Annotated in this window: 1 pseudogene; it reads left to right on the forward strand. The window is 46.5% G+C overall.

The annotated features are described in order from the left end of the window. Window positions 1-16: 16 nt before the first annotated feature. Window positions 17-241, forward strand: a pseudogene (locus CF394_RS15890) (DNA cytosine methyltransferase); the annotation flags it as partial.

A 241-nucleotide genomic window follows, 5' to 3' on the forward strand; every position in this document is an offset into this window, starting at 1 on the left:
CGGCGGGCGGAAATAATTCGCTATGGCCACAAGCCACTTGATTAAACTTCGCGGCACTTGGAAGGACGGTCAGCCAGTTACAAATCCTATGCCAACGGTTAAAGCAGGCGGGCTACATGTAGGAGAAGTTAGGGCTTTTCTAACCAAATATTACGGTTCGGATATCGGGCAATCTTTGGACAATCCCCTTCATACAGTCACAACAAAGGATCGTTTTGGATTGGTCACAATAAAAGGTGAA

This window comes from Tetzosporium hominis, from assembly GCF_002265435.1.
Taxonomy (GTDB): domain Bacteria; phylum Bacillota; class Bacilli; order Bacillales_A; family Planococcaceae; genus Chryseomicrobium; species Chryseomicrobium hominis.